This window comes from Psychrobacter sp. SC65A.3 (genome assembly GCF_025642195.1).
Taxonomy (GTDB): domain Bacteria; phylum Pseudomonadota; class Gammaproteobacteria; order Pseudomonadales; family Moraxellaceae; genus Psychrobacter; species Psychrobacter cryohalolentis.
In genome coordinates, this window is sequence record NZ_CP106752.1 from 2,189,832 (window position 1) to 2,204,827 (window position 14,996).

Consider the following 14,996-nt stretch of genomic DNA (forward strand, 5'->3'; position numbering starts at 1 on the left):
TCTTATTTAAAACTTTGAAATTGCTGCAAGGTAGCTTTTAACAAACTCTGTGTATCTACAAATGTCTCGCCATTACTTTTTGCCGCCTTAATGGCTTGCTGAGCTTCTTTTTCTTTGTAGCCCAAGCTAATCAATGCGCCTTCAACTTCAGCAATGATACTTCCTTCAGCAGAGATTGGTACCGGCTGCATAGCAAATTCTAAATTGCTGCTGTCGACTTCGATATTCTTAAGCTTATCTTTTAGCTCAATCAATAAGCGCTGCGCTGTCTTTTTTCCGATACCTGGGATACGTGTCAATGCTGATTCTGAATCTTGCTCGACATGCATTTTCAGCTCAGCAGCTGACATTGCAGATAGCATTGCTAATGCCATTTTTGCCCCAACACCGTTGATTTTAATCAGCTGGCGAAAGACGTCACGCTCTTTACGATCAATAAAACCATAGAGCAGCTGCGCATCTTCGCGCACATGGAAATGCGTCCAAATGCTCGCCTGCTCGTTAAGACGCAATTGGCAAAATGACGGCAATGGTAGCTCAATATCATAGCCAACACCAGAGGTGGTCATGATACAGGCAGTCGGTGCCATTAAGTATTGCACCTGTCCATTAATCAATCCAATCATAATCCACGATCTCTTATATAGACTATTATAAAAATGAGCTAAACCATCACCTAACTATCAATCAGTCTCTTTTACTATGTCAGCTTACTAGTAAAAATTAACCATACCTTCAAGACTGATTGGACGAATCTTATGCGCTTGACCCGCTGAACCAAAGGCTTCAAAACGATTGGTACAGATATCTGACATCGCAACCATAGAGGCTTTAAAGTATTTACGTGGATCAAATTCGCTAGGGTTTTCTGCAAGGAATTTACGGATAGCGCCTGTTGATGCCAAACGTAAATCGGTATCGATATTTACTTTACGCACACCATGCTTAATCGCTTCAACGATTTGCTCAACCGGTACACCATAAGTCTCACCAATATTACCGCCGTTTTCATTGATGACTTTTAGCCATTCTTGTGGTACTGATGATGAGCCATGCATGACTAGGTGAGTGTTAGGAATACGGGCATGAATCTCTTTTACGCGCTCAATCGATAAGATATCGCCTGTCGGTGGACGCGTAAACTTATAAGCACCATGACTGGTACCGATAGCAATCGCTAACGCATCGACATTGGTGTCTTTAACGAACTGCTCTGCTTCATCAGCACTGGTCAATAGCTGCTCATGATCCAACACGCCTTCTGCGCCAGAGCCATCTTCTTCGCCTGCCATGCCAGTTTCAAGACTACCTAAGCAACCAATCTCTCCTTCGACTGAAACACCGCATGCATGAGCCATTTTGACCACTTCGCGAGTCACGCTGGCGTTATAATCATAATCCATCGGCGTTTTACCGTCTGTACCAAGCGAGCCGTCCATCATCACTGATGAGAAGCCAAGCTGAATTGAGCGTTGGCAAATAGCAGGTGACATACCGTGATCTTGGTGCATAACAACTGGAATATGTGGCCACTCTTCGATAGCAGCAATAATCAGATGACGCAAAAACGCAGAGCCTGCATAACTACGGGCACCGGCACTGGCTTGTACAATCACAGGAGAGTCACAGGCGTCAGCCGCCATCATAATGGCACGCATCTGCTCTAAATTATTAACATTGTAAGCAGGAACACCATAGCCGTGTTCAGCAGCATGATCCAAAAGTTGACGTAACGATATTAAGGCCATAAAACGCTCTCTGGTTATATTCTAAAAATAGTATTTTGAAGATGATATTAAAACATCATTTTTAACAATAAGACGTTGTCACGTTTGCACTGCGACCTAGCTTTGCAATGGGTATTCCATTATAAGCCAACAAAAACCACTGCTTTCTGCTCGTCATTATCACGCCGTGATTATAGCAAAAATTACCAGCGCTTCGTAGCGCTTAACTGACTATTTGTTTGTGTGTTTGGTTTTTATGCCTTGTTTGCACAGTTAGATGGTTGATTTCGTCTATAAAAAATTCATGACCTGCTTTTTATGGATCAAATTGATTATTTTTATCCATAAAAAAAGCCTTGGCAATTACCAAAGCTTTTATATATTTTATAGACTTATAAAACAACTTATCAGCCAATAGTCTTCCACTATTATATTAATGAATAGACTGCGCTTTATGTTGCTTGATTTTAAATGACTTAGCCTTTATACGACTTAGTACTGTTGTTCTGCATCAACAGCGACATCATTTGCGCCGTCAGCAACTGCGTTAGCACCGTCAGCAACGGCTGATGCAGTACCTTCAACGACTTTGCTTGTGCCTTCAGCAATAGCATCGCCAGTTTCTTCTAGTGCATTAGTGGCAGCAGCACCAGCAACTTCAGCATTTTCTGCAGCTTCAGCGCCAGCTTCTTGGGCAGCTACTTCAGCTTCAGCAGCAGCAGCTTCTGTATTCGCAGCAGCTTCTTCTGTGTTAGCAGCAGCATCTTCGCCAGCTGACTCAGCAGCAGCATCGGTTTTATCTTGTGTTTCTTGGCTACATGCAGTGATTGCAAAAGTACCAGCAAGAACACTAGCAAGTAATAAATGACGTTTTAACATAACAAATCCCTCATAAATAAAGCATGTCAAATACATGGTTTGCGCTATTTTATAGAGTGCAAATTGGACATGCAATAATAATTTTCAGTATAGAAACAAATAATTACCACTTAATAATAATCGATGACAATTCGAACTTATTGCCTTGAAAACAATAAGATATGAATAGTAGCCAAAATATTATCCGTACAGCGTACCTTAGATACTGCGGCTAAGTTGTACGGCTAATGTTACTCATCTGCTGAAGTATCGTTAAGAGGTTATGCATTAATTTGTAAAGCAGCAACCGCTGGCAAGATTTTACCTTCTACAAACTCCAAGAACGCACCGCCACCCGTTGACATGTAGCTGACGCCATCAGCCACTTGATATTTATCAATCGCAGCGAGTGTATCACCGCCACCTGCAATCGAGAAACCTTGGCTATTTTTAACCGCTTCTGCCACTATATGAGTACCCTGACCAAACGCATCCACTTCAAAAACGCCGACTGGACCATTCCATAAAATAGTTTTCGCCTTGGTAATTGCCTCTGCCAATTTTATAGCACTATCTGGTGCGATATCTAATATCATGTCATTTTCGCCAATCGTGTCGACAGATTTGATGGTCGCAGTGGCTTGTTGTAATGAGCCAGTGAAGTCAGCAAAATCAATCTCATTTTTATCAGCAACGACGACATATTCAGGCAATAAAATCTCAGTTTTACCCATGATTTCACGAGCTGTATCGAGCAGATCTGCTTCATAAAGTGACGCACCAACACTATGACCTTGCGCGGCTAAGAAGGTATTGGCAATCCCGCCACCAACGATAATCTGTGAGCAAAGCTCAGCCAAACTATGTAAAACCTCTAATTTGGTAGAAACCTTTGAGCCGCCAACGATAGCGAGCATAGGTTGTGCTGGCGTTTCAAGTGCTAGGCTTAAAGCATCAAGCTCTGCTGCCAATAAAGGTCCAGCACAGGCGGTCTTACCAGCTTTATGCATCGCTTGGGTCACGCCTTCTGTTGATGCTTGGGCACGATGTGCTGTGCCAAAAGCGTCCATCACAAATATATCGCACAAATCAGCATATTTTTGTGCAAGCGCTGCATCATTCTTCTTTTCGCCTTCATTAAAACGTACGTTCTCTAGCAGTACGACTTCACCTGCTTCGATAGCGACGCCTTGAGTGAGGTAGTCACTATTCAGCGTAACAGGCGCGGATAGTTTATCGCTTAAATAGTCAGCAACGGGTGCTAACGAATAGATGGCTTCAGGATTGCCTTCTGTCGGGCGTCCTAAATGCGAGCAGACTATCACTGCTGCACCCTTTTCTAGCGCCATCTTAATCGTCGGCAAACTTGCTTGCAGGCGTGCATCACTAGCCACTTTACCCGCTTTAATAGGGACATTAAGGTCTTCACGAATCAACACTACTTTATCGGTCAAACTCAGCTCGCTCATACGCAAAAAATTCATTACCTGCTCCTATATATCATCTGTTATCAATCTGTATGACGGTTCGCCAACGGTTTATTGGATACTTTTTAGCAAATTTATTTCATCAAATCCTATTGCTGGCATTTTTAGAAAACTGTCCTAGCAAGCATTTAAGGCGGTGTATTCTAACAGTTTTATAGTCTGTACTTATATGTCACCTAAGATAAATTTAGCGATAAGCAAATTTATCTTCTCAAACTAATAACACCCTCATTAACATTTTGTGGTGGTACTGAGTCGTTTAGCTATCTATGATCAATAGCGTACTTGTGCCATAACAATAAATCATTAGGAGAAATAAATGAGTATCGACTTTGAAGCTGCCAAACAAAACCTATTACAACTAAAACAAGAGTACCAAACTCGGATTGCTGATATTGAGGACCATATCCAAAATCCGCAAGATGATCTCAATGAACACTGGGAAGATCAAGCGATTGCTTATCGTCAGAATGACATGCGCAAGAACTTAATGGTTGAGGCACAGCAAAGCTTAGGTTTTGTAGACCACGCTTTAAGCCGTATCGAAAGTGGCAGCTATGGAGAATGTGAGGTATGCGCTGAGCCTATCGAAGCACAGCGCTTGCAAGCATTGCCTTATGCAACTTTATGTATGCAGCACGCTGAATAAATTCGTGCTTATATTTTAAAATAGTATTCATTCAGAAGGCACATTCCACTTATTAAATACTTGCTGCCACTGTTGACAACGCATCGCGATTTGATGGACAGGTAAATCCATGATATCGCCAACGATTGCTATATAAGCAATAGGTAACCCTGCCAGCTCTGAGATGTTTTCTGCCGTTAAACCGCCTATCACGCATATTTTTATATCTTGCTGGCAGCCTTCTATCAGTTGCTGCCGCGAGATAGTGGCAGCATTGGGCTTGGTTGTTGAAACAAAGATTGCACCCATGGCGGCATAGCTTGCGCCTTCATTTTTCGCAGCTTTGACTAGCGTTATATCGCCATGACAAGTGCGGCCAATGATTTGATTCGGGGCTAAAGATTGTGCTGCCTCACTAAGATCACCATCTTGCTGTCCCAAATGCACGCCGATACCAAGTTTTTCGGCCAAAGCAATATTGTCATTTATCAATACTGGCACATTATAGGTTTTAGCCAAATTAACGATTTGTAGCGCTTCTTCATAAAGAAGAGACTCACCGTCAGGCAATGCCAATATCTGCTTACGGCGTATTTGTAAAAGAGCAATCAATCCTGTTGCTAAAGCGGCTTCTAACTTTTGATATAAAAGGCTAAACTCATCATCATTAGTCAGCAAATATAGCTTAGGTATAGTATGAGAAACCGTAGAGACTGATGGCTGAATCATGTAATACTCCTTAATATCAACACGTTTTTGACATAATAAAAAGGCTGTTATATCGCATAACAGCCTTTTTATTATAAATGTCTTTTGATACTGCTCATTTAACGCTGTAATCTTATACCGTGCGGCGTGTTGCCAAGCTATTTAAGATATTTTTGGCATCACCCCAGCGCGTCGCTGAGCTATTGGCACCCAAAATTACGATAATAGCAGGACGATTATTGACGCGCGTCTCCATAACAACACAACGCCCTGCTTCATTGATAAAACCTGTCTTTGAGATACCGATAGGATAGCTGCCATCACGAACTAAGCTGCTGGTGTTATTGGCTTTGTAAGTGCGGTTACCACTTGAGAAGTTAGAGACAAAAAAATCATAGCTCTTAGTGGTTGAGAAACGACGAATCACGTCATAGTTACCAGCCGCACGAACCATTTTAACCAAGTCATTTGAGGAAGCAACGTTGCGCTTATCCAGACCAGTTGGGTCACCAAAGAAAGCGGTACTCATGCCAAGCTCTTGTGCTTTACGGTTCATCGCACGTATAAAGGCGCTATAGCCACCCGGATAATTACGGGCAAGACTTTTTGCTGCAGGATTTTCTGATTTCATTAATGCCATTAATAGCATCTCAGCACGATTGAGACGATCGCCTGACTTTAGGTTAGAGCTGGCACGCTTTGGACCAACGAAATCTTCTGGATCAAGTGTTAGCTCTTCACGCATATCTAAGCCGGCATCAAGTACCACGATAGCCGTCATTACCTTGGTAATACTGGCCATTGGACGCGCGATATCCGCATCTTTTTGATAAATTGACTCACCGGTTTCTGCATCAATAACCGCGACACTGCGCGAATCGGTGCTGATCGGAATCATATTACTATTGCCAAAACTACCGCGATACGTGGTGTTGTAGCTATTGGCATTATTATAACTGTTGTTATTACTACTACCAAAACTGGTCGTATTGGTAATACTGGTTGTACCAGAACCGTTATCTATTTTTTTAATCGTAGAGCTATTGCCAGACCTAGACATGATACTGCGCGCTTCAGACAAGCTATCGGCACCGCCCCAGCTCAGGCGAGCACTAGACTCAGAGCTGGCGCTACCATTAATTGTAAGTGCGGCTTGTGCGACACTGCCCAAACTCAATGAAATCATAGCAGCGATTAATTGCTGTTTGGTTAATGGTAGTTGCTTCATTCTGCCTCCTGCTTACGTGCTGTCATCAGTGACATACTGGACATACTGACTGACGCCAACTACGTACGTAGCGTTTATAGGTGTGTTTGTAGATACTCACATAGAGTTTTTGTATTTTTAGTGTATCATGGTTTGCATTTAAGTTTAATGTACTAAATCAATTAGATGGCATTTCAGTGCCACATTCAAATTTTACTACACTTACTTGATGTTACAGCAATATTAGTTAACATTAGCGCAATATAGCATTACATTAATGCTAGTAGACGCCTTATTGCGTCTCTACTGTCCAAATAAAGCAATTAATATTGGCTTTTTTATGCGTAAATGAGTGTTATTGGTCAAATAGATTGATTAAGATGACTTAAATTTAGCAGTGCACCCTTTATTCTGATAGATAGAAAAGAGTATAACAATGATTCGAGTATTAGTAGTAGATGATCATGATTTGGTGCGGATGGGTATTAGCCGTATGCTGGCAGATAGTGCAGATATCGAAGTCGTCGGTGAGGCAGACAGCGGTGATATGGCGATAAAGATGGCAAAACAGCTGCGTCCTGATGTCATATTACTGGATGTAAATATGCCCAATATCGGCGGTTTGGAAGCAACCAAACGCTTGATTCAGCTGGATATGGGTATCAAAATTTTGGCGGTTAGTAGTATGTCAGCTCAACCTTATCCCTCAATGTTGATTAAAGCGGGCGTCAATGGCTATATTACTAAAGGCACACCGCTTGATGAGATGATACGAGCTGTCAAAAAAATCTATCAAGGTGGACGCTATTTTAGCCAAGACGTCGCTGAACAATTAGCTGACGTACTATTATCTGATAATGCCAATTCCCCTTTTGATTTGCTCAGTGATCGTGAGAAGCAAGTAGCAATGATGGTGGTCAACTGTCAAAGCCCTCAACAAATTGCAGACCAGTTATTTGTCAGTGTGAAGACCATCAACACCTATCGCTATCGCATTTATGAAAAAGTAAATGTCGATAGTGATGTGAAATTGACGCATTTAGCGATTCGTCATGGTCTTATTCAGCCTTAATTATCAAGTCTCTCTCATTAAGAACATTAGTTATTAATCCATGAATCCTGCCAAATCTGCCTCCAAGCTTATTGCTGTTATTACTGACTATCTAGAGCGAGATGATATTTTGCCTGTGCCGCAGTTACGCAAACTGGGGATGATTTATAGCAGTTATCGCTTTATCGTCAGCTTGTTTTTTATGCTGATTGTGTATATTACGGTTCGCACGGATGGCAACCCATCATTGCCAAGTTTCTTACAGCAAACTGTGCTCAGTTTTTACGTTTTGCTGAGTTTAATCTTGCTAGGATTATTTTATACCGTTGGTAAGCATATACGCCGACAGCTGGCTTTTGGGTTGGCGCTAGATGTCATTATCCTAAGCTTACTGCTCTATACCTCTGGCGCACCTGATTTGCAGCTGACCATGCTATATATGGTGGTAGTAGCAGCAAGCTTTATGTTATTACATGGCTCACAAGCATTGATTATTACTTTGCTTGCCATTATTTTTGTGATTTATCAGCAGTTTTTTTATGCCATTGCCAATAGTATGAGTTTGGCAAATTTAGGCAATGCCCTACTCATGTCAGCCAGCTTTTTGGCAGTAGGCGGTCTAAGCTGGTCGATATCGCAGCGCTTAGTACAGCTTGAAAAAGTGGCGGTTCGCCATGCCAAAGAAGTCGAGCGTTTAAATAGTATCAATCAAGAAGTCATCTCTCAAATGGTCAATGGTGTCATCGTCATTGATAACAAGCAAGTGGTCTTAGCCAACCTTGCGGCTTATCAACTACTTAGCATCCCAAGCCGTCATGACAATAAGTCAAAACCAGTAGCCGCTTTTGAGCAGCAACTTGGTCAACAACATCTGCAATTGTTTAATGCTTGCTTATCGGTAGCCGCAGGACTAACGCGTACTTTCATTTATGAGCTGCCTGCTGTTGCCAACTCTTCTATCATTGGCAAGCTACGTGTCGATATTATTCCGTTAAAAGACGATAGTAAACTCATTATACTAGAGGATTTACGCCGTGAACAAGCCAGTGCGCAACAATTAAAGCTCGCCTCACTTGGACAGTTGACCGCCAGTATCGCTCATGAAATCAGAAACCCTTTGGCAGCTATTTCGCAAGCTAGCCAGTTGCTAATAGAAGATGTTATAGAAAGCGAGATGGACAATGACAATGCCCTAAATCCTTTCGCTAATAATGATATAAATAGTCAGATGACTGGCAACCATGAGCTTTATAAAATGATATTTTCGCAAACAAAACGCGTTAATCGCATTATCGAAGACGTATTAAAACTGTCGCGCCAGCAAACGGCCAATCAACAAACCATTATCCTTGCTGATTGGATGCCTGTATTTTTAGACAATTACTTTAAAGGACATGATGTCTTTTTACATGTTCTTACCCAGCCTACCATCTCTTTTGATATTCATCAGTTAGAGCAGGTACTCATCAATTTAATCAATAATGGTTTACGCTATAGTAGTTACGCCCACCCTCATGCCTTTGTGGAAATCGAAATTTATTGTGCCGATAACGATGTTATAATCGATGTTTTGGATGGCGGTACTGGTGTTAATGCAGATGATTTAAGCGCTTTATTTAATCCATTTTTTACCACCGAACAATCAGGCACAGGGCTTGGGCTATATTTATCACAAGCCTTTTGTGAAGCCAATCAGGCACGCTTACTGTATGTGCCTGAGCATCAAAAAACCTGCTTTAGGCTAATTTTTCCTGCTGTTCATAATGACATCGTTAGTCCAACTTTTATCTAAAGAAGAAAGAACTACTTCTCAAAGAAAATGTAAAACAAAAGGCTTTATATTGTTCATTAAAAAATACCTGTAACCAATGCAGTTATTAAGACTGATAAACCCTTAGAGAGTTATTTTATATACTTTTGTAGCACTTGAAAACAATGAGATGATGTATGACAACCACCGCGCTAGTCGTTGATGACGAAGTAGATTTATGCCGTTTGATGCAAATCACCCTGACCAAAATGGGTATCAAAAGTGATGTTGCCTATACATTGTCGCAAGCGAAATCGTACTGGCAAGACAATGACTATGATTTTTGTCTAACCGATTTAAAACTCCCTGATGGTTCGGGATTAGAGTTGGTCAAACATATCAGTGCCAGCTCTAGTAAGCCCATTGCGGTGATTACAGCGCATGGTAGTATGGATTTAGCGATTGAAGCACTAAAACTTGGGGCTTTTGATTTCGTCAATAAACCGCTTGAGCTACCACGCTTACGGCAATTGGTTGAAAACGCGCTAAAGGTAATACAACAAGATTTGAATGCCAAGTCCACACCGCAACGCTCACCTGAACAGCAGATGCTTGATGAGCGCCTGATTGGTGATTCGGCGGTAATGCATCCTTTAAAAAACACGATTTTAAAATTGGCTCGCTCACAAGCGCCGGTATTTTTGTCAGGGGCGTCAGGTACAGGTAAAGAAGTCGTTGCGCGGCTCATTCATGACTTAAGCCCGCGACGTGACGGCAGTTTTGTGCCAGTCAATTGCGGGGCAATACCTTCAGAGCTGATGGAATCAGAGTTTTTTGGTCATAAAAAAGGCAGCTTTACAGGTGCCGTTGCGGATAAGCAAGGTTTATTTCAGCAAGCCAATGGCGGTACTTTGTTTTTAGATGAGGTAGCAGACCTGCCTTTGGCTATGCAAGTGAAGTTGCTGCGGGCTATTCAAGAGAAAACTGTACGCGCGATTGGCGATACCAAAGAAGTGCCTGTCGATATTCGTATCTTGTCAGCCACGCATAAAGATTTAAACCAGCTGGTACAGACAGGGTTGTTCCGTCAGGATTTATATTACCGCATTAACGTGATTGAGCTTAAATTACCAACATTGAATGCACGGCGCGATGACATACCGGTATTAGCCACGCATTTTTTAGCGCTGATTGCTGAAGAGTGGCAGTTGGATTCGCAGCCTTTATTAACTGCAGAGGCGTGCCTGCGTTTACAGCAGCATGATTTTGCGGGTAACGTTCGTGAGCTGCGTAATGTACTTGAACGTGCCGTTACTTTGGCTGAAACCTCAACTATTGATATAAGCCATCTCGGCTTATCTGACTTAGATGCCCATCAACAGGCTCATATGCCTCAAAAAATCAATGAAAATAACACATCTGATTCAATAGAAAATATAGATAAAGACGATAGTGAACCATCATCTATCAAAAGTGTCTCGACGCAGCAAGCAACAGCTAATCTGCATCCTTATCGTACGATGACTCATCACTATGCTGCAGTGAAGCAGCCTTCGATATCCGGTACGATATCTGACTCATCGTCTTCCGCAATAGGAATAGAGCAGCAATCAGTGACAGCAATGGCGGAGCGCGCTGAATCAGTAAACAAGGATGCAAATAGTGATAAGACCGATTCTGTAGCCAATATCGACAGTGGTATTGATGGCAATATTGATATATTAAACAGTATCGCGATAAAAAGCAGCGTCAGTGGTCAGCTACCAGCACAAGGGTTAGAGCACTATCTCCAAGAGCAAGAAAGACAACTTATTATCACTGCGCTTAAGCAAACTGGCTGGAATAAAACCCAAGCCGCTGAACTATTAGGAACCACTTTTCGATCCTTACGCTATCGTATGACCAAACTTGAGATTGCAGAAGATCGAGCTGAATAAGGGACCTTGATATAGAATTGCAACTAGATTAGAGCTTTTCCTTAGATGTTGGTTTTTCAATAACATTCTTTATAGCTGTATTGTTTTTGATAATACTGTTTTTAGGATCTGGCTTTTTCTCAGAACGTACAAATCGAATACCTGAAGTAAGTGCTTTCTTTCGTAATAAATCAAGCGCTTGCTGCTCCCACGTGCTTTCACTGCCCGATAGAGCGATATCAGGCTCTACCCCAATACCATCTATCTTTTTACCTGAAGCAGTCATGTAGTTGGCAACCGTAAGCTTGACCGCTTGCTCATCGTTAAGCGGTATCACCGATTGTACAGAGCCTTTGCCGTAACTGACCTCACCTAAGACAGTGCCACGCTTTTGCGCTTGTAAGCTACTGGTCAACACTTCTGCCGCTGACGCCGAGTAGCGATTTTGCAACACCACTACCGGTAATGCCTCAAGCAATGCTGCACCTCTAGTCGACAATGTACGGGAATCTGCTTGGCGACTCTTTATCTGTACCACATCCGTATCTGTCATAAATAGGCTAGCAACGCTCACAGCGGATGCCAATACGCCACCTGGATTATCACGTAAATCTAGTAGTATTCCTGTGACAGGCTTATCTAAATCGATCAAACTTTGTAGCAGTTTTTCACGGCTATTATTTTGAAATGCTGGTAACCTAATAATGGCCATACCATCTACAAAACGAGTTTCGATAATTTGAGGATGGCTATTATTACGTTGTAAAGTGGTGACATGTTTACGGCGTCCTGCCTTGGACGTCACCACATCTACTTGCGTACCGGCAATGCCTGTCAAAAGCTGCTCGATATCGTTACTTTCTTCATCTTCGCCAAGCTTAAATTCATCGACTTGGTGTAGATAATCGCCAACTGCGATACCCTTTTTATCGGCAGGTGAATCATCAAGTACCTCAGTGATGACCCAATAGCCCAAGGCTGATTGATACTCAACCTTGATACCAATATCGCCGACATCGCCTTCTGTAAAAGCACGCAGATTTTCATAGGCTTCAGCGTCCAGAAATTCCGCATGACTATCGAGCTTGGTTAACATACCGCTCATAGCATTATTAAACAGTTCTTCATCATTAACCGTATCGACATATTCACGACGCACCAAATCAATCAAAGCCACAAAGGTCTTTAACGTTTCAGGAGAAATAGCATTTAATGACACTTGAGCGACTTCAGCAGGAATGTCGGTATTAATAATAGGCGATTCATTGTTCAGCACACTTTCATCCGCCACACTATCAATTAAATCGTCAGCTTGATCAGCAGATTCAAGCATATCAGCAATATCTGATAAATCATCTGCGCCGTTATCTAATGGTACATTATTAGCATTTAAACTGATGAGTTGTAAGCTTGCCGTACGACTTGCGTTGCGCCCTGCAGCAGTATCTTTGACAGCCGCTTGCGCTGGTATAGCAATCATACTTAAGCCCAGAAAACCCACGATAAGCGTCGGCTTTAAGACGTTAGTGTAGCTAGATATCGTACTCATTGACTGCTCGAGTCTTTTAGAGGTCAATGGAAATGTACGACTGATAGGATTGTTAAAATGCATAAAAATCACCTGAAAATTTGTCCAAAGTTAAGCCATCATTATTATAGGATTGTTATATGGTTATTATTGAATAATAGCCCATAAGATAGCATCAAGCACCCTTATAAGAATAGGAGAGTATTGCAAGTAACTTAGGTGAAATGTTAGACAAAATGTAGCAACAAAAAAGGGAGAGCTGATCAATAGCTCTCCCTTTTAATATCAATTTACTTTGAAAGTAATGTAACGCTACTAGTATAAATTTCTAGCGCCTTACTATAATTGGATTATTGAGCGACAACCAACAGACTTTCGCCTGTCATCTCTTTCGGCGCTTCGATATCCATTAAGGCCAGAATAGTAGGTGCAACATCACTAAGCTTACCGCCGCTACGGACTTGTACTTTTTTCTCACCGACATAAATCAGTGGCACGTGTTCAGTAGTATGCTGAGTATGGACTTGACCACTCTCATAGTCTTGCATCTGCTCACAGTTGCCATGATCTGCTGTAATCAGCATATCGCCACCTGCCGCACGTACTGCTTCTGCCACGCGCCCAACGCAGATATCTAACGCTTCTACTGCTTGCACCGCAGCATCAAAAATACCAGTGTGACCGACCATATCACCATTAGCATAATTGACAACTAGCACGTCATATTTACCAGATTCAATCGCTTCCACCAATCTATCTGTCACTTCAGGCGCGCTCATCTCAGGCTGCAAGTCATAAGTAGCAACATCTGGCGATGGCACTAAGATGCGTGTCTCTCCTTTATATTCATCTTCACGCCCACCACTAAAAAAGAACGTCACATGCGCGTATTTTTCAGTTTCAGCAATACGCAGCTGGGTTTTACCCTTATCTTGCAAATATTCGCCAAGTGTATTGGTCAATGAGGTTGGATAATAAGCGATGCTGGTTTTAGGATTATCTGCTAACACATCAGAATACTTGGTCAACATCACAAATGCCGCAAGTTTTGGCTGCTTATTGCGGGCAAATCCTGAGAACTCATGGTCCGGTAATACGAAAGCTTGCGCAAGCTCACGAGCACGGTCAGCACGGAAATTCATAAAAATAAGGGCATCATTGTCATCAACGGTATAAGGCACTTCGTCACGCCCAATCACGACCGTTGGATTAATGAATTCGTCGGTTTCACGTGCTTTGTACGCAGCTTGCACTGCCCCATCAGCACGAGTTGCTAAACGATCCGCTTTACCTTCAGTAATCAGCTCATAAGCTTTTTGCACGCGATCCCAGCGATTGTCACGATCCATCGCATAGTAACGCCCAATAATAGTCGCAATCTGTACACGACCACTCTCATAATGCGCATTCAGCTTTGCGATATGATCACGAAGACGATTGATATATTTATCAGCAGACTTAGGCGGCGTGTCACGTCCATCTAAAAAGCAATGCACAAAGACGTTTTTGGCACCATGTACCAATGCGGAATGGCACATTGCTTCAATATGGTCTTGATGAGAATGGACGCCACCATCTGACAGCAAGCCCATAATATGCACATTGCCGCCCAATATATTGGCGGCTTTTACTGCATCGACCAAGGCTTCATTTTTATAAAAATCACGACTGGCAACTTCACTTGAGATACGAGTTGAATCTTGATATAGCACGCGCCCAGCGCCCAAATTCATATGCCCAACTTCTGAATTACCAAACTGACCATCTGGCAAACCAACATCTTCTCCTGACGCTGATATCAATCCATGCGGATATTGCTCATAAATATTATCTAAATTTGGCATATTAGCGGCAGCAATGGCATTGTCTTTATCGTCTTCACGATGCCCAAACCCATCTAATATCATTAATACACGCGGCACTTTCTTATTATTATCACTATCTTGCTGCTTGCTTAATTGTGCCTGATTATCGTCGATAGATTCTGATTGTTGCTGGGTATTGGTCATGGATTACCGCTCCTCAAGTGAATGAACGCCTATAATGCTGTATTAGGATGTCTAAAGTTGTCTATATTAGCACACATCTTGAAATAGCTGAAAAGTGAGCTTCTAAGTCAACAATTGATTACTATAT

At 42.2% G+C, this 14,996-nt stretch carries 12 protein-coding genes; 4 read left to right on the forward strand and 8 right to left on the reverse strand.

Annotated elements, in window-relative coordinates; genetic code table 11:
• Positions 1 to 2: 2 nt before the first annotated feature.
• The 4 genes from ruvA to OEG80_RS09210 form a co-directional block, all read right to left on the reverse strand.
• A complete protein-coding gene (gene ruvA / locus OEG80_RS09195) occupies positions 3 to 626 on the reverse strand; it encodes a Holliday junction branch migration protein RuvA (protein ID WP_181210771.1) in 624 nt (207 codons plus the stop codon).
• A gap of 87 nt (positions 627 to 713) precedes the next feature.
• Positions 714 to 1,748, reverse strand: a complete 1,035-nt coding sequence (gene fba, locus OEG80_RS09200; protein WP_020442949.1) for a class II fructose-bisphosphate aldolase — start codon at positions 1,746 to 1,748, stop codon at positions 714 to 716.
• 471 nt (positions 1,749 to 2,219) lie between these two features.
• Positions 2,220 to 2,606, reverse strand: coding sequence for a hypothetical protein (locus tag OEG80_RS09205; RefSeq protein WP_020442948.1), 387 nt, complete (start codon positions 2,604 to 2,606; stop codon positions 2,220 to 2,222).
• A gap of 260 nt (positions 2,607 to 2,866) precedes the next feature.
• A complete protein-coding gene (locus OEG80_RS09210; protein ID WP_181210770.1) occupies positions 2,867 to 4,069 on the reverse strand; it encodes a phosphoglycerate kinase in 1,203 nt (400 codons plus the stop codon).
• A 322-nt stretch (positions 4,070 to 4,391) separates the two neighbouring features.
• On the opposite strand from OEG80_RS09210, the gene OEG80_RS09215 reads away from it, so the two are divergent.
• Positions 4,392 to 4,721, forward strand: a complete 330-nt coding sequence (locus tag OEG80_RS09215; RefSeq protein WP_181210769.1) for a TraR/DksA family transcriptional regulator — start codon at positions 4,392 to 4,394, stop codon at positions 4,719 to 4,721.
• Between the two features lie 27 nt (positions 4,722 to 4,748).
• On the opposite strand, the gene OEG80_RS09220 is transcribed toward OEG80_RS09215, so the two are convergent.
• Both OEG80_RS09220 and OEG80_RS09225 read right to left on the reverse strand, forming a co-directional pair.
• Positions 4,749 to 5,429, reverse strand: a complete 681-nt coding sequence (locus OEG80_RS09220) for a thiamine phosphate synthase (protein WP_181210768.1) — start codon at positions 5,427 to 5,429, stop codon at positions 4,749 to 4,751.
• 112 nt (positions 5,430 to 5,541) lie between these two features.
• Positions 5,542 to 6,636 (reverse strand): serine hydrolase, encoded by a 1,095-nt coding sequence (locus OEG80_RS09225; protein WP_149409851.1) that lies wholly within the window; start codon positions 6,634 to 6,636, stop codon positions 5,542 to 5,544.
• Between the two features lie 415 nt (positions 6,637 to 7,051).
• On the opposite strand from OEG80_RS09225, the gene OEG80_RS09230 reads away from it, so the two are divergent.
• From OEG80_RS09230 to OEG80_RS12930, 3 genes are all read left to right on the forward strand, one after another.
• Positions 7,052 to 7,687: a response regulator gene (locus tag OEG80_RS09230; protein ID WP_011513027.1), complete on the forward strand. Its 636-nt coding sequence runs from the start codon at positions 7,052 to 7,054 to the stop codon at positions 7,685 to 7,687.
• Positions 7,688 to 7,727: 40 nt separating this feature from the next.
• A complete protein-coding gene (locus tag OEG80_RS09235) occupies positions 7,728 to 9,458 on the forward strand; it encodes a sensor histidine kinase (protein ID WP_263240479.1) in 1,731 nt (576 codons plus the stop codon).
• Positions 9,459 to 9,613: 155 nt separating this feature from the next.
• Positions 9,614 to 11,353, forward strand: coding sequence for a sigma-54-dependent transcriptional regulator (locus tag OEG80_RS12930; protein WP_327107067.1), 1,740 nt, complete (start codon positions 9,614 to 9,616; stop codon positions 11,351 to 11,353).
• A 28-nt stretch (positions 11,354 to 11,381) separates the two neighbouring features.
• Here OEG80_RS12930 and OEG80_RS09250 read toward each other — a convergent pair whose 3' ends face one another.
• Together OEG80_RS09250 and gpmI are read right to left on the reverse strand one after the other, a co-directional pair.
• The gene (locus tag OEG80_RS09250) at positions 11,382 to 12,944 is read right to left on the reverse strand and encodes a S41 family peptidase (protein ID WP_263240481.1); all 1,563 of its coding nucleotides are present in this window, start codon (positions 12,942 to 12,944) and stop codon (positions 11,382 to 11,384) included.
• 266 nt (positions 12,945 to 13,210) lie between these two features.
• Positions 13,211 to 14,869, reverse strand: a complete 1,659-nt coding sequence (gene gpmI / locus OEG80_RS09255) for a 2,3-bisphosphoglycerate-independent phosphoglycerate mutase (RefSeq protein WP_263240482.1) — start codon at positions 14,867 to 14,869, stop codon at positions 13,211 to 13,213.
• Positions 14,870 to 14,996 lie beyond the last annotated feature (127 nt).